Origin of the sequence: Streptomyces sp. SID8374 (assembly GCF_009865135.1) — a bacterium.
Classification (GTDB): domain Bacteria; phylum Actinomycetota; class Actinomycetes; order Streptomycetales; family Streptomycetaceae; genus Streptomyces.
Genome location: NZ_WWGH01000001.1, coordinates 1,149,548 through 1,173,296 on the forward strand (window position 1 = coordinate 1,149,548; position 23,749 = coordinate 1,173,296).

Annotated in this window: 21 protein-coding genes; 4 read left to right on the top strand and 17 right to left on the bottom strand. The window is 71.9% G+C overall.

Features of this window, described 5'->3' with window-relative positions; genetic code table 11:
• The first annotated feature begins 66 nt into the window (after positions 1 to 66).
• A complete protein-coding gene (locus GTY67_RS05160) occupies positions 67 to 966 on the top strand; it encodes a DUF4231 domain-containing protein (protein ID WP_237502552.1) in 900 nt (299 codons plus the stop codon).
• A 7-nt stretch (positions 967 to 973) separates the two neighbouring features.
• Here the strand turns inward: GTY67_RS05160 and GTY67_RS05165 are convergent, their stop codons facing one another.
• From GTY67_RS05165 to GTY67_RS05210, 10 genes are all read right to left on the bottom strand, one after another.
• The gene (locus GTY67_RS05165; protein WP_161277921.1) at positions 974 to 1,453 is read right to left on the bottom strand and encodes a hypothetical protein; all 480 of its coding nucleotides are present in this window, start codon (positions 1,451 to 1,453) and stop codon (positions 974 to 976) included.
• 191 nt (positions 1,454 to 1,644) lie between these two features.
• Positions 1,645 to 2,544 carry a S1 family peptidase gene (locus GTY67_RS05170; protein WP_093685852.1) on the bottom strand — a complete coding sequence of 300 codons (900 nt, stop codon included), beginning with the start codon at positions 2,542 to 2,544 and terminating at the stop codon, positions 1,645 to 1,647.
• A gap of 228 nt (positions 2,545 to 2,772) precedes the next feature.
• The gene (locus tag GTY67_RS05175) at positions 2,773 to 3,594 is read right to left on the bottom strand and encodes a DUF1684 domain-containing protein (protein WP_161277922.1); all 822 of its coding nucleotides are present in this window, start codon (positions 3,592 to 3,594) and stop codon (positions 2,773 to 2,775) included.
• Between the two features lie 4 nt (positions 3,595 to 3,598).
• Positions 3,599 to 4,879: an NtaA/DmoA family FMN-dependent monooxygenase gene (locus tag GTY67_RS05180; RefSeq protein WP_161279958.1), complete on the bottom strand. Its 1,281-nt coding sequence runs from the start codon at positions 4,877 to 4,879 to the stop codon at positions 3,599 to 3,601.
• Between the two features lie 14 nt (positions 4,880 to 4,893).
• Complete coding sequence (locus GTY67_RS05185; protein WP_161277923.1) at positions 4,894 to 5,970, bottom strand: LLM class flavin-dependent oxidoreductase; 1,077 nt, start codon at positions 5,968 to 5,970, stop codon at positions 4,894 to 4,896.
• A gap of 142 nt (positions 5,971 to 6,112) precedes the next feature.
• Positions 6,113 to 7,087, bottom strand: a complete 975-nt coding sequence (locus GTY67_RS05190) for an ABC transporter substrate-binding protein (protein WP_093685849.1) — start codon at positions 7,085 to 7,087, stop codon at positions 6,113 to 6,115.
• Between the two features lie 51 nt (positions 7,088 to 7,138).
• Positions 7,139 to 7,891: an amino acid ABC transporter ATP-binding protein gene (locus GTY67_RS05195; RefSeq protein WP_093685848.1), complete on the bottom strand. Its 753-nt coding sequence runs from the start codon at positions 7,889 to 7,891 to the stop codon at positions 7,139 to 7,141.
• 17 nt (positions 7,892 to 7,908) lie between these two features.
• Positions 7,909 to 8,826, bottom strand: a complete 918-nt coding sequence (locus GTY67_RS05200; protein ID WP_093685847.1) for an amino acid ABC transporter permease — start codon at positions 8,824 to 8,826, stop codon at positions 7,909 to 7,911.
• 46 nt (positions 8,827 to 8,872) lie between these two features.
• The gene (locus GTY67_RS05205) at positions 8,873 to 10,714 is read right to left on the bottom strand and encodes an FAD/NAD(P)-binding protein (RefSeq protein WP_161277924.1); all 1,842 of its coding nucleotides are present in this window, start codon (positions 10,712 to 10,714) and stop codon (positions 8,873 to 8,875) included.
• Positions 10,711 to 11,580 carry an amino acid ABC transporter permease gene (locus tag GTY67_RS05210; protein WP_093685845.1) on the bottom strand — a complete coding sequence of 290 codons (870 nt, stop codon included), beginning with the start codon at positions 11,578 to 11,580 and terminating at the stop codon, positions 10,711 to 10,713. The genes GTY67_RS05205 and GTY67_RS05210 overlap by 4 nt, the downstream gene beginning before the upstream one ends.
• A gap of 511 nt (positions 11,581 to 12,091) precedes the next feature.
• Here GTY67_RS05210 and GTY67_RS05215 point away from each other — a divergent pair.
• Complete coding sequence (locus tag GTY67_RS05215) at positions 12,092 to 13,045, top strand: ABC transporter substrate-binding protein (RefSeq protein WP_161277925.1); 954 nt, start codon at positions 12,092 to 12,094, stop codon at positions 13,043 to 13,045.
• Positions 13,046 to 13,070: 25 nt separating this feature from the next.
• Here the strand turns inward: GTY67_RS05215 and GTY67_RS05220 are convergent, their stop codons facing one another.
• Positions 13,071 to 14,303 (bottom strand): DUF5685 family protein, encoded by a 1,233-nt coding sequence (locus GTY67_RS05220; protein WP_343238640.1) that lies wholly within the window; start codon positions 14,301 to 14,303, stop codon positions 13,071 to 13,073.
• 313 nt (positions 14,304 to 14,616) lie between these two features.
• Here GTY67_RS05220 and sepF point away from each other — a divergent pair, with 313 nt between their 5' ends.
• Positions 14,617 to 15,060 carry a cell division protein SepF gene (sepF, locus tag GTY67_RS05225; RefSeq protein ID WP_093685842.1) on the top strand — a complete coding sequence of 148 codons (444 nt, stop codon included), beginning with the start codon at positions 14,617 to 14,619 and terminating at the stop codon, positions 15,058 to 15,060.
• 67 nt (positions 15,061 to 15,127) lie between these two features.
• Here the strand turns inward: sepF and GTY67_RS05230 are convergent, their stop codons facing one another.
• Both GTY67_RS05230 and GTY67_RS05235 read right to left on the bottom strand, forming a co-directional pair.
• Positions 15,128 to 16,348: an acyl-CoA dehydrogenase family protein gene (locus GTY67_RS05230; protein ID WP_161277927.1), complete on the bottom strand. Its 1,221-nt coding sequence runs from the start codon at positions 16,346 to 16,348 to the stop codon at positions 15,128 to 15,130.
• 104 nt (positions 16,349 to 16,452) lie between these two features.
• Positions 16,453 to 18,204 carry an MFS transporter gene (locus GTY67_RS05235; protein ID WP_093685840.1) on the bottom strand — a complete coding sequence of 584 codons (1,752 nt, stop codon included), beginning with the start codon at positions 18,202 to 18,204 and terminating at the stop codon, positions 16,453 to 16,455.
• Between the two features lie 453 nt (positions 18,205 to 18,657).
• On the opposite strand from GTY67_RS05235, the gene GTY67_RS05240 reads away from it, so the two are divergent.
• Positions 18,658 to 19,662: a phosphatase PAP2 family protein gene (locus GTY67_RS05240; RefSeq protein WP_161277928.1), complete on the top strand. Its 1,005-nt coding sequence runs from the start codon at positions 18,658 to 18,660 to the stop codon at positions 19,660 to 19,662.
• Between the two features lie 75 nt (positions 19,663 to 19,737).
• Here the strand turns inward: GTY67_RS05240 and GTY67_RS05245 are convergent, their stop codons facing one another.
• The 4 genes from GTY67_RS05245 to GTY67_RS05260 form a co-directional block, all read right to left on the bottom strand.
• On the bottom strand, positions 19,738 to 19,953 hold the full coding sequence (locus GTY67_RS05245; protein WP_093685838.1) for an I78 family peptidase inhibitor: 216 nt from the start codon (positions 19,951 to 19,953) through the stop codon (positions 19,738 to 19,740).
• Between the two features lie 319 nt (positions 19,954 to 20,272).
• Complete coding sequence (locus GTY67_RS05250; protein ID WP_161277929.1) at positions 20,273 to 21,244, bottom strand: YafY family protein; 972 nt, start codon at positions 21,242 to 21,244, stop codon at positions 20,273 to 20,275.
• Positions 21,245 to 21,292: 48 nt separating this feature from the next.
• Complete coding sequence (locus GTY67_RS05255; RefSeq protein WP_161277930.1) at positions 21,293 to 22,111, bottom strand: transferase; 819 nt, start codon at positions 22,109 to 22,111, stop codon at positions 21,293 to 21,295.
• A complete protein-coding gene (locus tag GTY67_RS05260; protein ID WP_161277931.1) occupies positions 22,108 to 23,391 on the bottom strand; it encodes a glycosyltransferase family 4 protein in 1,284 nt (427 codons plus the stop codon). The genes GTY67_RS05255 and GTY67_RS05260 overlap by 4 nt, the downstream gene beginning before the upstream one ends.
• Positions 23,392 to 23,749 lie beyond the last annotated feature (358 nt).

Sequence of the window (23,749 nt, forward strand, 5' to 3'; positions counted from 1 at the left end):
AACGGAGCCCCGACTACATGGGATACGGGAGTGAACATGACGGCGATTCCCGGACCTCTTCAGAGCATGGTCTTCAGGAACGCCGACCTGCCCGCCCTCTTCCACCGTACGGACGCCATCGCGGTGGCCCGCCAGCGCGAGGCCGTGAACACCACCAGGGCCCAGCTGGCGCTGCTCGTGGCGGGCACGGTGCCCGCGGCCCTCCCCTGGCACGCCGAGGACGGTCTCGCCGTCCAACTCCTCTACGGCTCAGCGGTGTTGGCGTACCTGGGTGTCCTGTTCACGACGTACCTCGCCTCCCGCCGCAAAGCAAAGTCGCACTGGCAACTCAACCGCTCAGCAGCGGAGTTCATCAAGTCCCTCTGCTGGCGTTACGCGGTCCACGGTTCGCCCTTCGAGAGTGCGGCGCCCCACCCCGAGGCGCTCTTCGCCAACCGGCTGGAGGAGGGGCTCCAGGAGCTGCGGAAGGTGGGCTGGGCCGATCCGCGCGAGGCGGTGGAGGAGGCCGACGGCGCGGTCATCACCCCGTCCATGCGGGAGTTACGGGACAAGGCCTTCACCGTACGCAAGGAGACGTATGTACGGGACCGGCTGATCGAACAGCGGCGGTGGTACCGCAGACGGCGGCTGGTCTCCCGGCGCGGGGCGCTCGTCTGGTCCGGGGCGATCGTCGCGCTGACCCTCCCGGCGCTGGCGCTGAGCGTGGCGCAGGCCTTCGGGGTGGGGCGCTCCCTCGGGCTGACCGGGGTGCTGTCGGCGGCCGCCGCGGCCTGCCTCGCCTGGAACGAGCTGCGCCGCCACCATCCGCTGATCTCCGCGCACTCCCTGGTGGAGGACGACCTGGAGTCGATGCAGGCCGCGATGGAGACCACGCTCACCGAGCGGCAGTGGCCGGTGGCGGTCTTCGAGACCGAGCGGATCGTCTCGCCGGAGCACACGGACTGGCTTGTGCGGCACCGTACCTGAGCGGCTGTCACACCCGCTCCACGCCGTCCCGCCAGATGACGGTGACCGGGCGGCCCAGCGTACGGGCATAGGTCACGATGTCACCGGTGCCGCCGAGGCCCCGGGCCGGGCGGCCGTCCCAGACGGCGAGCAGCAGGTCGCAGTGGTCGGCGATGTAGGCGCCCGCCGCGTAGTACGCCTCGTCGGTGGAGTGCGGGAAGTGCAGCCGGACCTCCTGGGCGGCGCGGGACTTGAGGAGGCGGTAGCGCTCCAGGTCGGCGGTGGACTCGAAGCAGGCCTCGTAGTCGCCGCTGGGGATCACCACGGTCAGCTTGGCGCCGCAGTCGAGGGCGAGGCCGGCGAAGAGCTGGTCCGCGCCGACCGCCAGGCTGGAGAGCGCCTCGGTGGCGCCGTCGAGTCCGCACAGGGCGGCCCGCAGTCCGGCGAGCACATGGGCCCGGGCGCCGGCGGGGATGGTGCGGTGACCGGTGATTCCGATGCGATTCACGGACCTGGGACCCCCTGGTGTCGGCGCTTCCCGTGCGACCGGCCGTGGCGACATCCTCTCAAGAGCCGGGGGGCGCACGGGAGCCCCCGTCCGGAATTCCGGACGGGGGCTCGTCGGCACGGACGGTTCCGGGCGTGGCCGGTGCGCGGGCCGGGGAACCCGTGCGCCGGTGGGGATACCCGGTGCGCCCGTCAGTAGACGCTGACGCCGTACGCGTTCAGCGCCTCGACGACCGGCTGGAAGAAGGTCGTGCCGCCGGAGGAGCAGTTGCCGCTGCCGCCGGAGGTGAGACCGATCGCCCGGGTGCCGGAGTAGAGCGGGCCGCCGGAGTCGCCGGGCTCGGCGCACACGTTGGTGCGGATCATGCCGGTCACGACGTCGCCGCCGCCGTAGTTGACGGTGGCGTTGAGACCGGTGACCGATCCGCTGCGGGTGCCGGTGGTGGAGCCGCGGCGGGTGACGGCCATCCCGACGGTGGCGTTGGCGGCGCTGGTGATGTCCTGGCCGCCGACCGTGCCGTCCTTGGGGATGGTGGTGTTCGTGTAGCGCACGATGCCGTAGTCGTTGCCCGGGAAGCTGGAGCCGGAGGTCGTGCCGAGCACGGTGGTGCGGGCGGAGTTGGCCCACCAGGTGCTCGAACCGTTGGTGCAGTGACCGGCGGTCAGGAAGTAATAGGTGGAGCCGCTGCGGACGTTGAAGCCCAGCGAGCAGCGGCCGGTGTTGGAGTAGATCGCGTCGCCGCCGGAGATCAGCTTGTTGAACTTTCCGGGGGTGCGCTCGATCGTGAGGGCGGAGGCGTTGGCGCCCGCGGCCTTCTTGATCTGGGCGATCTCCGCCTGGGTGACCGTGCTGTCCACGGTCACGACGAGGCGGTTGGTCTTCGGGTCGATGTTCCAGGCGGTGCCCGCGATGTCGGCGCCGAGCACGGCGTCGCTCGCGGTGGAGAGCTGGGTGGCGCTGAACGTACCGGTGGGTTCGGCACTGGCGGTGGGAACGGTGAACGCCGCGACGGCGGCGAATCCGGCGAGTACGGCCGTGGTACGGATCCGTCTCGCGTGGTTGCGGCGGGGGTTGGTGCGCTTGATCCTCACTTCGGGTTCCTCCGAGGGGAATCGGGGGCCCTCCTGTGGGGTGGCGGGCCCGTGAGGCGCAGTCGGGGGCCTGTCCGGATTCCGGAGTTGCCGTGCCCCTGACAATCGCTGACGGGAGTATCGAGGGGTCCGGTCAGGCGGCGCAAGCATGCCTTTCAGCCACCGGCGCCCCACGCACCCCGGCCCCCGGCAGCCGTCGGACTGCCGGGGGCCGGGGCTGTGCGCGGTTCAGGCGTCCAGGCGGTTCCGCTCCCCCGCCGGGACCGGCACGGTCAGGGTGTTGCCCGGGGGCGGGAAGGGGCAGATGAAGTGATCGGCGAAGGCGCACGGCGGCAGCAGCGCGCGGTTGAAGTCGACGTTCACGCTGCCGTCGGCGGCGGGCGCTCCGGGCCGCAGGAAACGGAAGCGGTAGCTGCCGTTCCCGCTGGTGGCGTCGGCGAAGACGGCCCAGAGCGAACCGTCCGGCTCCACGGCGACCTGGAGCGTGTGCTCGTCCCCGTCCACCGTGAAGGCGAGCTCCCCGCCGAGCCCGAGACCCCGCTCGGCCCCGTCCGCGTTGGGCACCCGCACGGCCCGCTCCTCGGCGTACGGACGGAAGGTCCCCGGCAGGGCCCAATTCGGGTCGTACGGGGTGGCGTCGATGGTCGAGAAGGCGTGCCGGGAAGGTGCCGCCGGGTCGAAGTCCCGTACCGCCCAGAGCCCTTCGCGGCGGAGCACCACCAGCCGCCGCTCGCCCTGCGCCACCCGGGAGTCGTCGATGGGGCCGCGGTCCGCCGAGAGCCGGACCTCGCCGGTCAGCGGCTTGCCGTCGACCACGATGCCGTTCTCCGCGGTGGCGGTCAGCACCACCTCGTCGCCGTCCTCGCGCCACTGACCCGGGACGGCCGGAATTCGCCCTTCCGGGTAGTCGGAGAGCCAGTGGGTTCCGGTCAGCGAGAGGGGGCCGTAGGGGGCCGCGACCGCGAGGACGCGCTCCTCGTGCCACCGCTGCCACTCCTGGGCGGCGTCCGGGTCCCCGGCCTGCTGGTGCTGCTCTGCGTCCGTGCTCATGCGATCAACCTTTCCACACCGGCTCCGCGAGGCCGAGGTGCGACCGCAGCGTGGAGCCGGAGTATTCGGAGCGGAATGCTCCGCTCTCCTGGAGGAGCGGGACGACCCGGTCGACGAAGTCGTCCAGGCCGCCGGGGGTGAGATGCGGTACGAGGATGAAGCCGTCGGCCGCCCGCTCGTCGACGAACGCGGTCAGCTCCGCCGCGACGGTCTGCGGCGAGCCGATGAACGACTGCCGGGTGGTCGTCTCGATCACCGTCTGCCGCAGCGAGAGCCCCTTGGCCTCGGCGATCGCGCGCCAGCGGGCGACGACGGCGAACGGGTCCCCGTGCAGGACCCTGCCCTTGACGAGCCCGGAGTCGAGGACGGGGTCGATCTCGGGGAGCGGCCCGTCGGGGTCGTACGCGGAGAGGTCCGTGCCCCAGAGCTGCTCGGCGGCGAGGATCGCGTTCTGCGGGGAGACCTGCCGGCGGCGGATCTCGTACGCGCGCTCCTGCGCCTCGGCATCGTTGTCGCCGACCACCACGGTGACCCCGGGCATGATCTTGAGGTCGTCGGGCTGCCGCCCGTACGCGGCGAGCCGGCCCTTGACGTCGGCGTAGAAGTCGCGGCCCGCCTCCAGGGTGCCGTGCCGGGTGAAGATGATGTCGGCGGCGGAGGCGGCGAACTCGCGGCCCTCGCCGGAGTCCCCGGCCTGGATCACCACCGGGTGGCCCTGCGGGGAGCGGGGCACGGTGAACTCGCCGGAGATCGTGAACTGTTCGCCCTCGTGCGCGAAGGGCCGCGACTCGCCGTCCGGCGTCCAGGAGTCCCACAGCTCGCGGGCGGTGGCGACGAACTCGGCGGCCCGGGTGTAGCGGTCGGCCCGGTCCAGATAGCCGCCCCGGCGGAAGTTCTCCCCGGTGAAGGCGTCGGAGGAGGTCACCACGTTCCAGGCGGCGCGCCCCTCGCTGAGGTGGTCGAGGGTGGCGAGCCGGCGGGCCAGCTCGTAGGGCTCGTTGAAGGTGGCGTTGACGGTGGCGGCGAGGCCGAGCCGTTCGGTGACGGCGGCCAGCGCGTTCAGCACGGTCAGCGACTCGGGGCGGCCGACGACGTCGAGGTCGTGGATGCGGCCGTTGTGCTCGCGCAGCCGCAGCCCCTCGGCGAGGAAGAAGAAGTCGAACTTGCCGCGCTCCGCCGTCCTGGCCAGATGCACGAAGGACGAGAAGTCGATCTGGCTGCGGGAGCGGGGGTCGGCCCACACGGTGGTGGCGTTGACGCCCGGGAAGTGCGCGGCCAGATGCATGGTGCGGGGCACGGTCAGGCCTCCTTCGAAGCGGCCCTGGCGGTCGCGTAGCGGCTGGCGGGGCGGAGCAGCCCCAGGTGTTCGCGCAGGGTTCCGCCGGGATGGAAGGTGCGGAAGAGGCTGCGGTGCTGGAGGAGGGCGACGGTGCCGTTGACGATCCGTTCGAGGTCGCGCTCCGGGGTGATGGGGGTGAGGTGGAAGCCGTCGGACGCCCCCGCCCGGTGCCACTGGGCGATGAGGTCGGCGAGGTCGACCGGGCCGCCCCGGAAGTAGGTGCCGCGCCCGGCGAGTTGGGGGCCGCTCTCCAGTCCGGGTTCGGGAGCGCTCTCGACGTCGCCGAGGTCGACGGTGAGCGCGACGAGGACCCGCAGCGCGTCCGGGTCGCGCCCGTGGGCCGAGGCCTTGGCGCGCAGCTCGTCCCGGAGCGCGGCGGCCTGCTCGGGGCTGGTGGCCCGGATGTGGATGACGTCGGCGTGCCGGGCGGCGGCCTCCTTGGAGGGGGCGCCGACGGCGTCGATGACGGTGACGGGGTTCCCCTGGGGCGGGCGCGGCACGATGGCGGGGCCCTTCACCGTGAAGGTGGTGCCCTCGAAGTCGACGTAGTGCAGCTTCTCCCGGTCGATGAAGCGTCCGGTCGCGGTGTCCCGGATCTCCGCGTCGTCCTCCCAGCTGTCCCAGAGCCGCGCGGAGACGTCGGCGACCTCTCCGGCCTCCTGCCACAGGGCGGCGGGCGGGGCGGCCGGGCGGCGGCCGAAGAGCCGGGCCTCGGCCTCGGTGGTGGAGACGTCGGCGTGCCAGCCGGCCCGGCCGTTGCTGACCCAGTCCAGGGTGGCGACGGCCGAGGAGACGTGGAACGGTTCGGTGTGGGTGGTGGTGACGGTCGGGACGAGGCCGATGCGGTCGGTGGCGGGCGCGACGCGGGCGAGGACCGCGAGCGCGTCGAGGCCGGGGCGGGCGAAGGAGTCGCCGAGGGTGACGTAGTCGAGGGCGCCGCCTTCGGCGAGCCGGGCGAGGCGGAGGTAGTGGCCGGCGTCGTAGTGCGGCGGGCCGCCGATCTCGGCGGCCAGGTGGAGGGGTTTACGGGCGGACATTGCGGGACCTCTCGGGTCGGCGGTCGGGCGGGGGCCTCGCGGAACGGTCCTGGTCATCGGCGGTGCGAGGCCCCGGAGAGGGAGACCTGCCGGGCCTCGCGGGAGCGGCCGGACGGTGCCGGTCCCGCGAGGCCCGAGCGGGTCAGCTCTTGGTCTTGGGCAGGCCGGGCGGGTTGATCTCGGACTTCTCCACGGCCTCGCCGGTCAGGCCCCAGCGCTTGAGGACCTTGCCGTACGAGCCGTCCTCGATGATGTGGTCGATCGCGGCGGCGTACGCCTCGACCAGGCCGCTGTCCTTCTTGGTGGTCGCGGCGATCTTGCCCTGGAGGTCGCCGCCTGCCCCGGAGATCTGTCCGGCGATCTCGCTCTGGCCGGCCGTCGCCACGTGGTAGGCGGCGGACGGGCTCGGGCCGAGGTGGGCGTCGATCCGGCCCGACTGGAGGGGCAGGTAGTAGTCGTTCTCCTTCTGGAAATACTTGATCTCCACGGGCTTGCGCCCGGCCTTGACGTTCTCCTCGCTCCACTCGACGAGGATCTTCTCCTGGTTGGTGCCGGAGGAGACCGAGATCGTCTTGCCTGCGACGTCGGCGGGGCCGTTCACCTTCCAGCCGGAGCCCTTCTTGGCCTCGAAGGCGATGTTGTCCAGCCGGTAGGTGGCGAAGTCGTACTTCTCCTTGCGCTCCTCGGTCACGGTGACGTTGGAGAGGACCGCGTCGAACTTGGAGCTGTCCAGGCCGACGAAGAGGTTCTCCCAGGAGACCTGCTCGAACTCCGGCTTCAGGCCCAGGGTGTCGGCGACGAGGGTGGCGATGTCGATCTCGGAGCCGATGCGGGTCTTGTCGTCGGTGGCGTAGAAGCCGAGCGGCGGCACGGCGTCCGCGCTCGCCCCGATCTTGAGGGTGCCGCGCTTGCGGATCGCCTCGGGTACGAGGTCGGCGACGGCGTCCACCTTCTTGCCTCTGAGGCGGTCCTGGTCGGGACTGGTGTTGATCCCGGTGTCCTTCTTGTCCTTGGACGCGGCCACGTCGGTGGAGGCGTCGGAGTTGCCGCAGGCGGTGAGCAGTCCGGTGGCGGTGAGTGTGGCGATGGCGAGGGTGATGCTGCGGCGGACGGACACGTACGTACTCCTTGTGGATGGTGCGGATGGGGTGGGGCGGGGAGGAGCGGTTCAGAGAACCTTGGAGAGGAACGCTCGGGTGCGTTCCTGGGTCGGGTGGTCCAGAACGTCGGCGGGCGGGCCCTGTTCGACGATCCGGCCCTCGTCCATGAAGACGACGGTGTCGGCGACCTCACGGGCGAAGCCGATCTCATGGGTGACGACGATCATCGTGGTGCCGCCGTGCGCCAGGTCCTTGATGACGTCCAGGACCTCGCCGACGAGCTCCGGGTCCAGTGCGGACGTCGGCTCGTCGAAGAGCAGCAGCCGGGGCTCCAGCGCCAGGGCGCGGGCGATGGCGACGCGCTGCTGCTGGCCGCCGGAGAGCTGGGCGGGGTAGGCCGAGGCCTTGTCGGCGAGGCCGACCCGGGCGAGCAGCTTCTCCGCCGCTTCGACGGCCTCCTTGCGGGGGCGGCGCAGCGCGGAGACCGGCGCCTCGATGATGTTCTCCACCACGGTGAGGTGGGGGAAGAGGTTGAAGTTCTGGAAGACGAACCCGATCTTGGTGCGCTGGCGCAGCACCTCGCGCTCGCGGAGTTCGTAGAGCTTGTTGCCGTCCCTGCGGTAGCCGACGAGGGTGCCGTCGACGCTGATCCAGCCCTGGTCGACCTTCTCCAGGTGGTTGATGGTGCGCAGCAGGGTGGACTTGCCGGAGCCGGAGGGGCCGAGGATGACGGTGACCTCGCCGGGCCGCACGGACAGGTCGACGCCGCGCAGCACCTCCAGGGAGCCGAAGTTCTTGTGTACGGAGCGGATCTCGACCATGGCTTCGCTGGGTGCGCTCATCGCACGGCCCCCTTGGAGTAGTGGCGTTCGACGTAGTACTGGATGATCGAGAGGGCGGTGGTCAGGAGGATGTACCAGGCGGTGGCGACCATCAGCAGGGGGACGACCCGGCCGCTGCGGCCGTAGACGACCTGCACCTGGTAGAAGAGTTCGCCGATCGCCATGACGGAGACGATCGAGGTGCCTTTGAAGAGCGAGATGATCTCGTTGGCCGCGTTGGGCAGGATGGAGCGCATAGCCTGCGGCAGCACGATCCGGCGCAGCTGCCGGAACTTGGGGATGCCGAGGGCGGCCGCCGCTTCCAACTGCCCGCCGCCGACGGCCAGTACGCCACCGCGCACGATCTCCGCCGCGTACGCCGCCTGGTGCAGCGCGAGCCCGAGGACGGCCGCGCTGACCGCGCCCACCAGGTTCATCGTGTCGAAGGTGAAGAAGCCCGGCCCGAACGGGATGCCGAACTTCAACTCCTTGTACAGATAGGCCAGGTTGAACCAGAACAGCAGCTGCACGATGAGCGGGATCGACCGGAACGCCCAGATGTAGCCGTACGCGACCGTCCGCAGGAACGGGCTGGCCGACAGCCGCATGAACGCCAGCACGATGCCGAGCGCGAAGCCGAGGACCGTGCCGTAGAAGGTCAGCTGGAGGGTGAGCCAGACGGCCTTGAGGATGACCGGCGCGGTGAAGAACTGCGCGAAGACGTCCCATTCCCAACCGGGGTTGGTGACCAGCCCGTTGATGAACTGGGCGACCAGGACGGCGGTCACGGCGACGGCGACCCAGCGCCAGGGGTGGCGGGCCGGGACGACGGTCAGCTCTCCGTAGTCGGTGCCGGGGTCGGCGCCTTTCCCGGGGGGCAGGCCGTCGGGGGTGCCGGCGGCTGGATCGATGGGTGGATCGCTGGTCAGCGACATGGCGGGGTTCCTTGGGAGCGGTGGTACGGGAAGGTCTGCGGCGGGTTCAGGAGGCGAGGCGGCCGTGACAGGAGAGGTCGCGCAGGAAGGTGAGCGCGGCGCGGGCCGCCGCGTCGTTCTGCCGGAAGGCGGGCCCGCCGGTGCGGGGGCGGGTGAAGGCCCCGCTGTTGCGGGCCGTGGTGAACGGGCCGAGCGCGAAGCGGCGCGGGTGCGGGCTCCCCTCGCGGTCGACGATGCGGCTGTCGCCCGGGTCCACGGAGAGCAGCCCGGTGTCGGTGACGGCGGCCCCGCCCTCGTACAGGGTGCGCAGCAGCGGGCTGGCGGTGTGCCGCAGCGAGGGGTCCGGGAGGCGGGCCTCCACCAGGGCGCGGGCCTCGATGTGCTCGCCGGGCACGGTGGCGCCGCTCGCCCGGAAGACGCCGCGCTCCTCGTCGGCCTCGACGGCGATGGAGGCGCCGAGGAAGCGGACGACGCCGGCCCGGGAGAGGGCGAGGAGCTGTTCCAGGCGGGGTCCGGGCGGGCCGGAGGCGAGGTAGCTGAAGAAGCCGTGCCACCAGTTGCCGATGTCGCCGAGCCGGATGAGCTGGGCGTAGGCGGAGAGCAGCCCGAGGAAGACCGCCAGATCCGTGCTGTGGCCCGGGTCGTGACGGCGGGTCAGGTCGGCGGTGATGTAGTCGCGCAGCCCGTCCTGGAGCGCCTCGGCACTCTCGTACGTCACCCCGTCCAGCGGCCGGTCGAGTGCGTCCAGGTCCAGCCGGTCGGCGGGGTCGGGTACGGCACCGGCGACCAGGTCGGCCAGTTCGGGTGAGCCGGGGTCGGCGGCGGCGTACTTCGCGTCGAAGACCTCGGGGTCCAGGGTGGTGCGCTCGGGGTGGGCGGTGAACAGGCGGTGGTAGTGGGCGTGGCCGAGCTCCTTGGCGACCAGCGGCCACACATCGCGCCGGAAGTCGAGCGTCCCGGGGCGGCTCAGCAGTTCGTCGGCCCATGCCGGGGTCAAGTAGCGCGGCAGGGGCGGGCGTTCACCGGTCCAGGTGTAGCCGATCTTCGAGTGGTACGGGACCCCGCGCCGCGATCCCACGTAGAGCACGGGCTCACGCCCCGAGGGCACGTAGACGCCGTTCTCGTGGCGGCCGCCGCGCCCCTCGGTGAGCAGGACCATCAGGTCGATGAAGGCGAGGCCGAAGCCCCGGACGATGACGGGTTCGCCTGCGGGCAGGGCGGTGAGGTCGGTGTCGGCGGTGAAGTCGGGCGGCAGGTGGATGAGCCCGTGCCGCGCCGCGAAGTCGCTCAAATCCGCCTGTTCCGGCTCCTGTTCGGCGTCCAGGTGGCCCACGGTCAGGACGACGAGGTCGGCGATGAGCGGTTGGTCGCGGTCCTTGAGGCGGACGCGCTGGCGGGAGCCGCGCGGCCCGGTGACGGAGAGGGCGGTGGTGCGGTGCTCATGGACGGTGACGGAGGGCGGCAGGGCCGCCAGGGCGCGCTGGTAGGTCCAGCGCAGATAGGCGCTCTGGAGCCGCCGGCTGGGGAAGTCCTGGCCGGTGAGGCCGTGTATCTCCGCCAGGACGGCGGGCTCGGCGTCGGGGGTGATGCGCCCGGCGCGGACGTCCTCGGCCCAGGCGTGCAGGGCGGGTCCCGCGACGACCGGTCCGGCCAGCTCCACCGTCTCGTCGGTGAACATGGTGACGTCCTCGGCCATGGAGTTCATCCAGAGCAGCGGCGACTGGTCCGGCCGCCAGATCCGTCCGCCGCCGGCCGGATAGGGGTCGACGAGGTGGATGTCCAGAGGCAGATCCCCGTACAGCTCACGGGCGTTGGCGGCGATGCGTTCGATGACACCGGTGCCGCGCGGACCGCCGCCTATCACCACGAGGGTGGGTGCCGCGCTCATCGGGCACCCGCCGTGCCGCGGGCGTAGTAGCGCTCCACATAGCGCTGGCCGACGCTCAGCAGGGAGGTGACCGCCGCGTACCAGAGGGTGGCGACGAGGAGCAGCGGGATGACCTCGTACGTGCGGTGGTAGACGAGCTGGACGGAGTAGAGAAGGTCCTGCACGGCGATGATGCTGACGATGGAGGTGCCCTTGAGGGTGCCGATCAGCATGTTCCCGGCCGGCGGGACGATGGAGCGCATCGCCTGCGGCAGCACGATCCGCCGGAAGCGGCGCCAGGGCCCGAGCCCCAGGGACTGGGCGGCCTCGACCTGGCCGCGCTCCACGGAGAGGATCCCGCCGCGGACGACCTCGGCGGCGTACGCGGCCTCGTGCAGAGTCAGCCCGATGACGGCGATGGTGACCGGGCCGAGGAGGGTGACCGTGGAGACGCCGAAGATCTGCGGGTACAGGGCGCCGATGTTGAACCAGAACAGCAGCTGGACCAGGATCGGCGTGGACCGGAAGAGCCAGACGTACCCCCAACTGACCGCCTGGAGAACGGGGTTGCCCGAGAGCCGCAGGACGGCGAGGAGCGCCCCGAGCGCGAAGCCGAGCACCATGACGACCGCGGTGAGCCACAGGGTGAGCCAGAGCCCGCGCAGGACGGTCGCGGTGGCGAAGTAGGAGGCCACCACGTCCCACTGGAAGGCCTCGTTGCGGATGACCGAGTTCAGCGCCAGTGCGAGGAGGACGAGGACGGCAACCGCCGCTGCCCAGCGGCCCGTTCGGCGTACGGGGACGATGCGGGGAACCGCACTGTCGTCGTTCTTGACGGGGGGCGGAGCGGAGGACGAGGGAGGCAGCAGATCGGTCTGCGGGGGCATGCGAGGGCTCCGTGGATGCTGAGATCGAACACGGGGCGTACCTTCACACCGGAGAACCACACACGGACCGGGCCCCTCAGCGCCGGTCCGCCTCCGAGATAAGCGGTGAACACGGCGCGTTGTCAAGCCCGTCCACACTCTGAGCGGCTTGTCTCATCTCAGTTGACGCGCACCCGGATGCCTGTTCCACTGGCCCCATGTATTCGCAGCAGTGGCTGGTCACCCGCTCCCACATCGACTTCGGTCGCGTGTGGTCCTCTTCCTGTTGAGCTGACCCTCTGCTTTCCGGTTTTCCCTGCTCACGCCTGGTCTGAAGGCGTTCGAGCACCGTTCCTCGCGTGACTTCACCTCCACCACACCGCGTCACCCTCCCCTCGCTCCGCCGTACTTTCCCGTGCTCACGCACCAGTGATCCGCGCTCACGCACCGCTGAACCCGTCGCCGCCGCTCCGTGCCCTTCCGGGCCCGGGGCCGGTCGGCATACCTTGACGAACCCGGAGAAAACAGAGCCATGCCCAGATCGCGCCACAGCGCCCTCTTCGCCTTGATCACCGTCGCCGCACTGGCCCTCACCGGCTGCGCGGACCCGGCGGAACCCGGGGCGGGCACCGCCAAGGGCGAGGCCAAGAAGGGGGACACCCCGACCACGGACGTGGTCTCCTCGGTGAAGAAGGACGAGGCCGCGGCGAAGCTGCTGCCCGAGGAGGTCCGCAAGGCCGGCACCCTGCGGATCGCCGCCGCCACCGGCTCCCCGCCCGGCGCCTTCTACGAGAAGGACGGCACCACGCTGTCGGGGGCGGACATCGACTTCGCGGACGCCGTGGCCAAGGTGCTGGGGATCGAGCTGAAGCGCGAGGTGGCGTCCTTCGAGGCGATCCTCCCGGCGCTCGGCAGCGGGAAGTACGACCTGGGCACGGGGAACTTCGGTGTCACCGACGTGCGCCGCAAGACCGTCGACTTCGTGACGTACATCAACGACGGCCAGGGCTTCGCCGTCCGCGAGGACAGCAAGCTGAAGGAGGTCACCGACCTCACCGACCTGTGCGGCCTGAACATCTCCACCGGTGCGGGCACCACCTTCGAGGTGACGCTCCAGGAGAACCTCCCCCGGTGCGCGGAGAAGGGCAAGAAGCCCTACGAGGTGAAGACGTACGCCGACCCGGCGGCGGTCTGGCTCTCCCTCAAGCAGGGCCGCACCGACGTGAACATGTCCACCATCAACGGACTGCGCTACGCCGTGAGCCAGCAGGAGGGGCTGCGCTTCCTCAACGAGTACAAGCGCCTCGACGTGGGCTTCGCCTTCAAGAAGGGCAGCCCGCTGACCCCGGCCTTCCAGGCGGCGGTCAACCAGCTGAAGAAGGACGGGACCTACGACCGGATCCTGGAGAAGTGGGGCACCACCGAGTCCGCGATCGAGACGTCGCAGATCTCGCCGCCGGAGCTGAAGGGCCCCGAGCCGAAGTAGCCCGGGGCCGGCGAGTCCTGCGGGGTCAGCAGTCGCACCCGCAGGACTCGCCGCAACAGCAGCACCCGTCGCCGCACTGGCCGCAGCAGTTGCAGGCATCGCAGCAGTCGCCGCAGCTGTTGCACGGCGCCTCCCGCCGCTCCCGGCTCCACGGGTCCTCGAAGCTCCCGCAGCACATCTGGCAGGTGCAGGCGAGCCCGGCCCACACCAGGCACCCGGCGACCAGCCCGCGCCGCTCGCGCGGCGGCCGGGGCGGGGGCGGGGCGGCCGGGCCGCCGGGGGCCGGGCCGTAGGGGTTGCCGGGGGTGGGACCGTACGGATTGCCAGGGGTCGGGCCGTACGGGTTGCCGGGCGGCGGGCCGAAGGAGCCCTCCGGCAGTTCGAGCCCCGTGTGCGAGCAGGACGACGTGCCGAACGCCCGGTCGACCGAGCGCCGCAGCTCATGGGCGAGCAGGACGTGGACGAGCTCGCCGTCGGTGAACTCCACCTCCCGCAGCGCGAGCCGTACGCCGTGCAGCGCGTCGTCGCAGAGCCGGCGCGCCTCGGTCAGCGGCGTACCGGTCACCGTCAGCGGGTTCCAGGCACCCGACGCGGCGTCAGCTTCCCGGTCCTCCACGGCGTCCAGCAGATGCGCGAGCCGCCCGAAGAGCCGCCCGGCCTCCGCGAGCGGGGCGGCGTTCTGCGGCTTCCCGGCGAGGTGCGCGGTGTGGGCGAAGGCGGCCGCGGTGGCGGTCTCGGTGGGTTCGGTGACCGTCAGCAGCGGGGTGCCGGGCCCGGCGAGGGTCTCGATGCCGGTCTGCCGGTCGACCGCGTCGACCAGGAGGGCGGTGTCGAAGCCGAGCGCCGCCCCCGCACGAGCACCTGCCCGGTCCCAGCCCGCCGCCACCCGGCGCGCGGCCGCCGCGACCGGCCGCCGGGCCAACAGCCCGTCCCGGTCGGCGACGTGGTCGCGGACCTTAGCGGAGGCGAGGACGAGCGAGACGGCGGCGGCGAGCCTGGCCCCCTCCCCCATGGCGACCGGGGCGGTCCGCATCGCGCGCAGCGGGCACGGCCCGGCGGTACGGCGTCCGGCCGGGGTGGTACCCGTCTGAGCCTCCGTCAGGACCGAGACGATCAGACCGTCATAGTTCGTGACGATCCGGGCAAATTGTCCGTGATCCGCCCTCAGGGCCAGGCAGAGACCGCAGAGATGGGCCATCCACTCGGTCCGCAGACCTTCGGAGAGCCGGTGGGTACAGGGCCTCACGATTCCGAACACGACGATCCCCCGAGAGCCGTTCCAACCGGGTGCGCGCCGCTCGCGCACCTGAGCGCCGTGCATCGTATCGAGTGATCCGTTCACCCGTACGTCCCCCATGTCACCCGTACGGACCGGTGCATCATATTTTCCCACCGGGACCGCCCTTATCCAGGAGGAACCTTGACGAACCGCCACATGTTCTGCACCAGTACCGTCACGAATCACCTGTGCGGCGACTATCCACTTGGCGCGGTATCCGCATCATGGACGACCATAGGGATACGAAAGAGATGCGGAACACCAAGGAACCGCGGTGTGAGAGGAGGCGTCCATGGGATCGGTGCGCAAGGCGAGTGCCTGGCTGGGCCTCGTAGAGGACAACGACGAGCGGTACTACGACGACGAGTACGCCGAGGGTGCGGAGACGGGCACGGGCAACCAGGCCTGGGTCACCGACCCCCGGGTGCAGGTGGCCGCCGAGGCGGCGCAGGAGCAGGACCGCCGGATCGCCACGGTGACCCCGGACAGCTTCCGGGACGCACGGGCCATCGGTGAGCTGTTCCGGGACGGTGTCCCGGTGATCGTCAACCTCACGGCCATGGACCCCGCCGACGCCAAGCGCGTGGTGGACTTCGCCGCCGGGCTGATCTTCGGTCTGCGCGGTTCGATCGACCGGGTGGCCACCCGGGTCTTCCTGCTCTCCCCGGCCGACACCCAGGTGGTCGCCGGGGAAGCCGCCGGCCGCAAGGCCGACGGCTTCTTCAACCAGAGCTGAGCAGGGCGCTCGCCGGAAAGTTCCGGTCAGCGCCTCCGGTCGGCACGCCCCTCGGGGCGGGTCGTGTTCACCGGAAGGCGTCGAGACCGGTGAGCGCCTTGCCCAGCACCAGCTGGTGCATCTCCACGGTGCCCTCGTACGTGAGCACCGACTCCAGATTCGTCGCGTGCCGCATCACCGGGTACTCCAGGGAGATCCCGTTGGCACCGAGGATCGTGCGCGAGGTTCGGCAGATCTCGATCGCCTCCCGCACGTTGTTGAGCTTGCCGAAGCTGGCCTGCTCGGGGCGGAGCCGCCCCGCGTCCATGCGCCTGCCCAGATGGTGGGCGAGCAGGATGCCCTTGTGCAGTTCCACGGCCATGTCCGCCAGCTTCGCCTGGGTAAGCTGGAAGCCGCCGATCGGCCGGCCGAACTGTTCCCGGGTCCTCGCGTAGTCGAGGGCCGACTCGAAGCTGGCCCGCGCGGCGCCCATGGCGCCCCAGACGATCCCGTACCGGGCGTGGCTCAGACAGCTGAGCGGGCCGCGCAGCCCCCGCGCGTCCGGGAGGACCGCGTCGGCGGGGAGCCGCACGCCGTCCATGACCAGCTCGCTGGTGACCGAGGCGCGCAGCGACCACTTGTGGCGGATCTCGGGCGCCGAGAAGCCGGGGGTGTCGGTCGGGACGACGAAGCCCCGGATGCCGCGGCCCTCGTCGCCCTCGTCGGTCTGCGCCCAGACGACCGCCACGCCCGCGACCGATCCGTTGGTGATCCACATCTTGCGCCCGGTGAGCACCCAGTCCTCGCCGTCGCGCTTGGCGTACGTCCGCATCCCGGCCGGGTCCGAGCCGTGGTCCGGCTCGGTCAGCCCGAAGCAGCCGATGGTCTCGCCCGCCGCCATGCCGGGCAGCCACCGCTGCTTCTGCTCCTCCGAGCCGAACCGGTGGATCGCGTACATGGCGAGCGAACCCTGTACGGAGACGAGCGAGCGGATCCCGGAGTCGGCGGCCTCCAGCTCCAGGCAGGCCAGCCCGTACTGGACGGCGCTCGCCCCGGCACAGCCGTACCCGTCGAGGGACATCCCGAGGGCGCCCAGCGCGCCGAGCTCCCGGGCCAGCTCCCGGATGCCGGGCAGCTCCCCCTTCTCGTACCACTCGGCGATGTGCGGCAGGACCCGGTCGGTGGCCCAGGTGCGGACGGTGTCGCGGATCGCCAGGTCGTCGGGGCCGAGCAGATCGTCGATGCCGAGGGGGTCGGTGGCGTCGAACGGCGGGAGCTTCGACGGCTTCGCGGAATCGGTGCTGGACATGAGGGTGCCTCCGGCGGCTCGCACGGTGTCCGGAGGGGCGGGGGTCGGCCGCGGCCCTCCGAAAACTAGCAGTGGTAGTCAGGGCGTCGTGGAGACGTTACGGCTCAGCGTGCCGCTCGTCCAGAGCCGGTCGCCTCGGCCGGTTCGCGCCGCGCGGGGAGCCTCAGGCGCGGGGCGGCCGGGCGGTCCGGGGCGGCGACGGGGGCCTGGGGCGCGGCGGCCGCGCGGTCGACGGCCTTGGGCTCGGCGGCGAGGTGCTCGGAGGCCACGGGCTCGGAGTCCGGGCGGTCGCCCAGCGGGCAGAGGTCCTTCGGCGGGCAGTCCATCGCCCTCGGCAGGCGCAGTGCGGCGAGCGCGCCGAGCAGCAGCAGGCCCGCGCTGACGAAGAGCGTGACGTGCAGCCCGCCGACGAAGGCGTGCCGGGCCGTGGAGCGGAGCAGCTCCCCCGTCGGGCCGCCGAGCTGCCCGGCCACCTGGTAGGCCTCGCCCAGCGAGTGGGAGGCCTCCACGCCCGCGCGGGCGGGCACGCCCTTCTCCCGCAGGGAGGCGAGGCCGGGGGCGTACGCGGCGTTCATGACGCTGCCGAGGAGGGCGATGCCCAGGCCCGCGCCGAGCTGGTAGGAGGTCTCCCCTATCGCCGCGGCCCCGCCCGCCCGTTCGGCGGGGGCGTCGCTGAGCATCGACTCGTACGCCCCGAAGAGCGTCGTCTGGAGCCCGAAGCCGAGCAGGACGAAGGCGCCGGTCAGCAGGACGGGCCGGTCGTGGTGGCCCATCGAGGTGAGCAGCAGCACGGAGGAGGCCGTCAGGACGAAGCCCCAGCCGACCATCTTCCGGGGGCCCACCCGGCGCAGGGTGTACGAGCCGGTGGCGCCCGCCGCCATCGCGGCGAAGGTCAGCGGGAGCAGCCGCAGCCCGGTCTCCAGCGGGCTGAGGCCCAGCACCAGCTGGAGGTACTGGACGGCGATCAGCTGGAGGCCGACCAGGGCCAGCATGGCGAGCACGATGCAGCCGACGGCCGTGGAGAAGGCCGGGCGCGCGAACATGGAGATGTCGATCAGCGGGTGTGTACGGCGCCTCTGGCGGCGTACGAAGAGGATCAGGAGCGCGGCACCGAGGGCCAGCGGGCCCAGCGAGATGGGGTCCAGGAGGCCCGCGCCGCCGCCCAGGCGCTTGACGCCGAGGACGACTCCGAGCACCCCGGCGGCGGCGGTCAGCGCGCCCAGCACGTCCCACGGGCCGTCCTCGGCGCCGCGCGACTCCGGCAGGAGCCAGCGGCCGAGCGGCAGGATGACCGCCATCAGCGGGATGTTGATCAGGAAGACCGAGCCCCACCAGAAGTGTTCGACCAGGAAGCCGCCGACGACGGGGCCGGTGGCGGCGCCGACCGCGGCGACCGCGGTCCACACCCCGATGGCCATGGCGCGCTCGCGCCGGTCGGGGAAGACCTGGCGCAGGATCGACAGGGTGGCGGGCATGATCATCGCGCCGCCGACGCCGAGCAGGGCGCGGGCCGCGATGAGCACGGCGGGTGTGTCGGCGGTCGCGGCGAGCAGGGAGGCGACGCCGAACAGCGCGTAGCCGATGAGCAGCACCCGCCGTCGGCCGATCCGGTCACCCAGCGTGCCGAAGAGGATGAGCAGCGAGGCGCAGACGAGGGGGTAGGCGTCGACGATCCACAGGAGTCCGGTGGCGCTCGGGCGCAGGTCCTCGGTGAGCGAGGGGACGGCGACATGGAGCACGGTCGCGTCGAGGGCGACCACCAGCAGGCTGAGGCAGAGGACGACGAGGACGACCCAGCGGTTGGCGCCGTCGGCGGCTCGGCGCAGCCGGACTCCGGCCGTGGTCGTCCCGGACATCTACGTACCTCCCGATGGGTTCCTCGCGCTCGGTGGACCGGCGGGGACGTGGTCTGACGTGTCTCCCGGGGCCCGGCATCGACGGGCGAGTGCGCCGTCAGCGTACGCGAGTTCGGCCTGGTGACACGTGGCCCACCTCATACGCCGGTCCGCCACACAGTGTGGCGTACGCCACTCGCGCCCCTCCTCCGGGGCCCCGCGGGAGCCGGGCCGGGCGGTGTGCGCCTCCCCCGAACGGCCGGATCAATTCCCGCGGATTCCTGTGTACGAAATTGGCCGGAAGATCAAACATGTTTCCGAACGGAACCCCGGGGAAATGGCCCGCAAGATCACGGAGATTCTTCTCCGCGCCCGGAAAAAGTCACCGTCCTGAGACAAAGTCCACATCACATCGTCATCACAAAGCGGCCGGATTGGCCTGCACACACACTCACTCGCTGTAACGTCGATTGGGTGCGTACCGACATCTTTGCCCGCCTGGACCGGGAGCCGGAACCGCCGAAGATAGTGGCACCGCGGATGAGCCGTCACCGCATCGCCCTCTTCGGCGGGACGTTGGCGTTCTATCTCGCCATCGTCTTCGCCGTGCTCGTGACATCCTGGCTGGTGGCCCTGGACTGGAAGGTCATGCTGTTCCGGCCCTACCAGCAGTGGCCCGAAATGCACGCCTTCCTCGACTACTACGTCGTGCTCGGCCAGCGCGGACCGACGGCGGTGATGGTCGCCTGCTGGCTGGGCTGGCGCTCCTGGCGTCAGCACACGCTGCGGCCGCTGCTGGTCCTCGGCACCTCGCTGCTGCTGCTCAACGTGACGGTGGGCGCGGTCAAGCTGGGCCTGGGGCGGCTCGGCCCGCACTACGCGACGCAGATCGGCTCGGCCGAGATGTTCGCCGGCGGCGATATATTTCCCTCCGGCCACACCGCGAACGCCGTCGTGACCTGGGGAATCCTCGCCTATCTGGCCACCACGCCCAGGGCCAGGCGCTATCTGTCGGCGGTCTCCGCCACGGTCTCGCTGGGCGTCGGCCTTACCACCGTCTACATCGGCACGCACTGGCTCAGCGATGTGGTGCTGGGCTGGGCGGCGGGGCTGCTCATCCTGCTGGCGCTGCCCTGGTTCGAGCCGCTGATCGCCAGGACGGAGAGCTACATCTTCGACGTCCGCGAGCGGTGGCGCGCGCGGCGCCGGGCGGGCCGTCCCGTGCCCACCCACGAGGTCGTGCCGCAGCCGGTGCTCCTCCCCCAGGCGATCGCCGCCGAGGGGACGGCCCTGGCGGCCGGTGCGGGCGCTCCCGCCGCGCATGTGGCGACCGGGGCCAGGGCGCGGGCGCACACCGTGCCCACCGTCTGCCCGGAGCGGCCGCCGGTGGCCCCGGCGGGCACCCGCCGCCCGCCCACGCACCCGGACCACGGCCCCCGGGGCACCGCGAGCCCGGCGCGTCCGATGACGGGCGGCTAGGAACGCACTTCGTACGGGGAAGGCCCCGGCCACCATGTGGTGGCCGGGGCCTTCCCCGTACGACGGGAGCGGGGGTCAGCCCACCCAGCAGCGGGTCACCGTGGCGTCCTCGACCTGGAAGTTGATGCGTCCGGAACGGAACTCCATCGTCAGGAAGGTGCCCGGCGGCACCGCCCGGACCGTGTCCCAGCCGCGGCTTCTCGCCAGCTGTTCGGCGGTGTCGGCGCCGAGGCCGACGTACGTCTCGGGGGCATCGTCCGGCTGTGCGGGAGTGGTCGGTTCAGAGGCCATACCCCTCACCGTAGGCGGCCGCGGACCAGGACGGAAGGCCGGACCCCGGGGCCGCCCCCTGCATCCCCGCGTGCCGTCGCGGTCACGCTTGTGTCACAGGATCCCCACACACATATATCCCCGCTTATTCACTCGAACGGCCCGGCCGGAATGAGGGCGCGAAATAGCCGGGCCACCCTCGGAGCTGCGCACGGCGGGGACGGTGGCCGGCCTCCGGAAACACATGCGGTGACCTGCTGCTTTTACCGTCAGGCGGCCCGTCACCCGAATGGCCGGAGCACCTGAATTTCATGCTTCCTTATACCTCTCTTATATTCCCTCACGTTTTCTCCCCGGCGAGCGCCCGGTCGAGCCGGTCCCTGGCCCGGACCATCACCTCGACGAGTTCGGGCGGCTCCACCACCTCGAAGTCGATCCCCATGAGCAGCACGTGGATCACCAGGACGTCCAGGTCGGGCGCCCCGGCGGTGAGCCGGCAGGTCCCCTCGTCGACGGGCTCCAGGACCCCGGCGGAGGGCGGGATGCGCCGGGCCGCCTCTTCCACCGGAGCCTTCAGCAGAACCACCGCCCGGGCCGCGTAGGCGGAGACCGAGACGCCCTGGGAGACATAGGCGGCCAGGTCCTCGGCGGGCGGGGGCCGGGGTGTGAAACGGGGGCCGTGCGGCGGGGTCGGGGTGATCCGGTCCACCCGGAACGTCCGCCAGTCCTCCCGGTCCACGTCCCAGGCGACCAGGTACCAGCGGTGCTCGGTGCAGACGAGCCGGTGCGGTTCCACGGTCCGGCGGGAGTCCGCGCCTCCGTGGGAGCGGTAGGAGAAGCGGAGCCGCTCGCTGTCCCGGCAGGCTCCGGCCAGCTCGGTGAGGAGGGCCGGGTCGACGGTGGAGGTGTCCGCCCCGCGCAGCATCGGCACGGTGAAGGCGCCGAGCGCGCTCACCCGGCGCCGCAGCCGGTTGGGCAGCACCTGCTCCAGCTTGGCCAGCGCACGTACGGAGGTCTCGCCGATGCCCTCGATGCCGTGGCCGGCCGCCGTCCGCAGCCCCACGGCGACCGCGACGGCCTCCTCGTCGTCCAGCAGGAGCGGCGGCAGCTCGGCCCCGGCACCGAGCTGGTAGCCGCCGCCGGTGCCGGGGCTGGCGTTCACCGGGTAGCCGAGCTCGCGCAGCTTGTCGACGTCCCGGCGTACGGTGCGCGGGGTGACGCCGAGCCGTTCGGCCAGGTCGGCGCCGGACCAGTCCCGGTGGGCCTGGAGCAGTGAGAGCAGGCGGAGCAGCCGTGCCGAGGTCTCCAACATGGGGACGAGTCTGCCAGGGCTTGCGGACAGCTCCCGTCCGCAAGCGGCTCAGTCCTTGGCGGGCCGGGGCGAGAGGCGTACGCAGAGGTCGTTCTCGGCGGTGTAGCAGGGGGTGGCCCGGACACCGTCGGCCGCCGGGCGGCCCGGGTAGACGAAGGACCTGTTCCGGGACCAGACGTCGTCGAGGATGCGCGAGATCCTGACCGGGTCCGCGCCCGCCGAGGGGACGAGCCACAGCTGCCAGAGCTTCTCGCCCTCCACGGGGCCGGTGGCCAGCGGGGCGTAGGGGAGGGTGAAGGAGAAGGCGCCGCCCGGCTCCCCGGCGGCGGTGAGCGGCACGCGGTGGACCCGGGCGGGCTCCCCCGGCAGCCGGGCCTCGACCACGGCCCCCTCCCCCGCCGCGACCCCGTACAGCACGCCCTCGGTACTCATCCCGGACGGGCCGACACGGACGGCCCCGGCCTCGGCGTGCGGGGCACGGAGCCAGCAGCGCACCGCGAGGCGGCCGTCGAGGGTGGGGTAGGGCACCCGGGAGCTGACGGTGGCGGTGCCGGTGGCGGGGGTGCGGTCGACCAGGGCGCGCAGGTCCCGCAGCCCGGGCTCCACGGTCAGGGTGCGTTCGGAGCCGGGCTCCTCGACATAGGCGTCCCAGCGCCCCTCGGGCAGTTCGGTGGAGGGCTCCAGCACCGCCCGCAGCCGGCCGGGGGCGGTGCGGCTGAGCGGGAGCCGGACCGTGGTTCCCGCCGCTCCCCGGCGCCGCAGCAGGAGCACGGCCTCGGGGGCGGCGACGGGGGCCAGGTCGAAGGTGAGCGTTCCGGCCGGATCGGCGGCGCAGTCGGCCCGTACGGTGGTGGCGGTGGCGGTCATGCGGTCTTCCCCTTGCGGAGCACGTCGGCGGCCTTGTAGCGGAGGGCGTACGCCCCGTCGAGTACGGTGCCCCGGGTGCGGTGCAGAGCGGTGCGCAGGGGGCTGCGGCCCCGGCCCTGGGCGCCGCGGGCCACGAGTTCGGCGTACAGGCTCTCGTGGCGCTCCGCGATCCGCGCCGGGTCGAAGCGCTCGGATGCGGAGAGCGCGGCGCGGCCCATCCGGTGGCGCAGCCCGTCGTCCTCGATCAGCTGGAGCAGCGCGGCGGCGATCGCGTCGGAGTCTCCCACCGGGACGAGGCGGCCGTCGGTGCCGTCCTCGACGATCTCGGCAGGTCCGTGCGGGCAGTCGGTGGCCACGACGGGGAGTCCGCCGCGCATCGCCTCGACGATGGTCATACCGAAGGACTCGCGGTCCGAAGTGACGGCGGCGATCGACCCCTTGGGCCACTCGGCCTCCAGCGGGTTGACCGAGCCCATCAGGAACACATGGTTGTGCAGGTCGAGTTGGTCGATGAGCGCCCGCAGCGACGCCTCCTCGTTGCCGGAGGCGTCCCCGCCGCCGTAGATCCGCAGCCGCCAGTCGGGGCGGGCCGCGGAGACCTGGGCGAAGGCCCGCAGGAGCAGGTCGTACCGCTTGACCCGGTGCAGCCGGCCCGCCGCGACGACCCACTTCAGGTCACCGCCCGCGGGCGGACAGGCGGGCTCGGGAACGGCGTTGGGGATGGCCTCGATCCGTACGCCCGGCAGCTTCATCCGGCTGCGGTAGTCCTCGGCGTCGGCGCGGGTGACGGTGGTGAGGGCGTCGAGGAGGGTGTAGCGGTGGGCGATCTCGCGCCGCAGCCGGTAGCCGTGGTTGTCGAGGGTGAGGTGCTCCTGCCCGACGCGCACCGGGCCCCGGCGGGTCTGCCGGCTGATGTGGACGTTCAGACCGGGGCGGGTGCCGACGACGACATCGGCTTCGAGTCCCTGGAGGTGGGCGGCGATCCGGGCGTCGGTGAGCCGGCTGTACTGCCTGTGCCGGCTGTCGCCGCGCGGGAACACCACCGCGGGCCGGGCGTGTTCGGCCGCGTCGCCCTCGTACGTCGCGCTCTTCTTCCGCAGGTCGACGAGGTGGCTCATCGTCACGCCCTCGGGCGCGCCGAGCACGGGGGTGTCGCGGTGCCGGAAGACGGACACGATCTCGACGTCGTGCTGCTCGGCGAGCGTACGGGCGAGCGTGAAGGTCGTGCGGATCGTCCCCCCGATGCCGTACGCATTGTGCAGAAGAAATGAAATATGCATGGCGCCGCTGTTTCCCCCTGGTCTGGCCGGTCTCTTCCGACTGTACGTCCCGGCGATTCACCACCCCGGATGTGCCCGGAATCCGGCTGGTTTCCGGCCGGATTCCGCTGCGGAATCCGTCGCGATTTCCGGTGGACCGGCCGCCTCCCCTGAACCCTGGCTGACCAGCACGTTCCTGGAATACCTGGATCCGGTTCACCGCCGGCGCCCGTCGGCCCGGGCATGTCACGGGGGCGGCCGGTCCACTCCCCGGACGCCTGCCCGCCACCCGATTCGGCGACGCTTTCCTCGGTGCTTGACGTGAAAGAAAGCGGGGAGGTTGCCTGCGTCCGGGCAAAAACTTCCCGGGAATACGCAC

Coding starts and splice junctions, on each gene's coding strand:
- GTY67_RS05195 (WP_093685848.1), bottom strand. CDS start 7,891: ATGGTCGAGATCCGCTCCGTACACAAGAACTTCGGCTCCCTGGAGGTG.
- GTY67_RS05245 (WP_093685838.1), bottom strand. CDS start 19,953: ATGGCCTCTGAACCGACCACTCCCGCACAGCCGGACGATGCCCCCGAG.
- GTY67_RS05235 (WP_093685840.1), bottom strand. CDS start 18,204: ATGTCCGGGACGACCACGGCCGGAGTCCGGCTGCGCCGAGCCGCCGAC.
- GTY67_RS05230 (WP_161277927.1), bottom strand. CDS start 16,348: ATGTCCAGCACCGATTCCGCGAAGCCGTCGAAGCTCCCGCCGTTCGAC.
- GTY67_RS05210 (WP_093685845.1), bottom strand. CDS start 11,580: ATGCCCCCGCAGACCGATCTGCTGCCTCCCTCGTCCTCCGCTCCGCCC.
- GTY67_RS05255 (WP_161277930.1), bottom strand. CDS start 22,111: ATGACCGCCACCGCCACCACCGTACGGGCCGACTGCGCCGCCGATCCG.
- GTY67_RS05175 (WP_161277922.1), bottom strand. CDS start 3,594: ATGAGCACGGACGCAGAGCAGCACCAGCAGGCCGGGGACCCGGACGCC.
- GTY67_RS05180 (WP_161279958.1), bottom strand. CDS start 4,879: ATGCATCTGGCCGCGCACTTCCCGGGCGTCAACGCCACCACCGTGTGG.
- GTY67_RS05160 (WP_237502552.1), top strand. CDS start 67: ATGGTCTTCAGGAACGCCGACCTGCCCGCCCTCTTCCACCGTACGGAC.
- sepF (WP_093685842.1), top strand. CDS start 14,617: ATGGGATCGGTGCGCAAGGCGAGTGCCTGGCTGGGCCTCGTAGAGGAC.
- GTY67_RS05200 (WP_093685847.1), bottom strand. CDS start 8,826: ATGTCGCTGACCAGCGATCCACCCATCGATCCAGCCGCCGGCACCCCC.
- GTY67_RS05205 (WP_161277924.1), bottom strand. CDS start 10,714: ATGAGCGCGGCACCCACCCTCGTGGTGATAGGCGGCGGTCCGCGCGGC.
- GTY67_RS05185 (WP_161277923.1), bottom strand. CDS start 5,970: ATGTCCGCCCGTAAACCCCTCCACCTGGCCGCCGAGATCGGCGGCCCG.
- GTY67_RS05250 (WP_161277929.1), bottom strand. CDS start 21,244: ATGTTGGAGACCTCGGCACGGCTGCTCCGCCTGCTCTCACTGCTCCAG.
- GTY67_RS05215 (WP_161277925.1), top strand. CDS start 12,092: ATGCCCAGATCGCGCCACAGCGCCCTCTTCGCCTTGATCACCGTCGCC.
- GTY67_RS05260 (WP_161277931.1), bottom strand. CDS start 23,391: ATGCATATTTCATTTCTTCTGCACAATGCGTACGGCATCGGGGGGACG.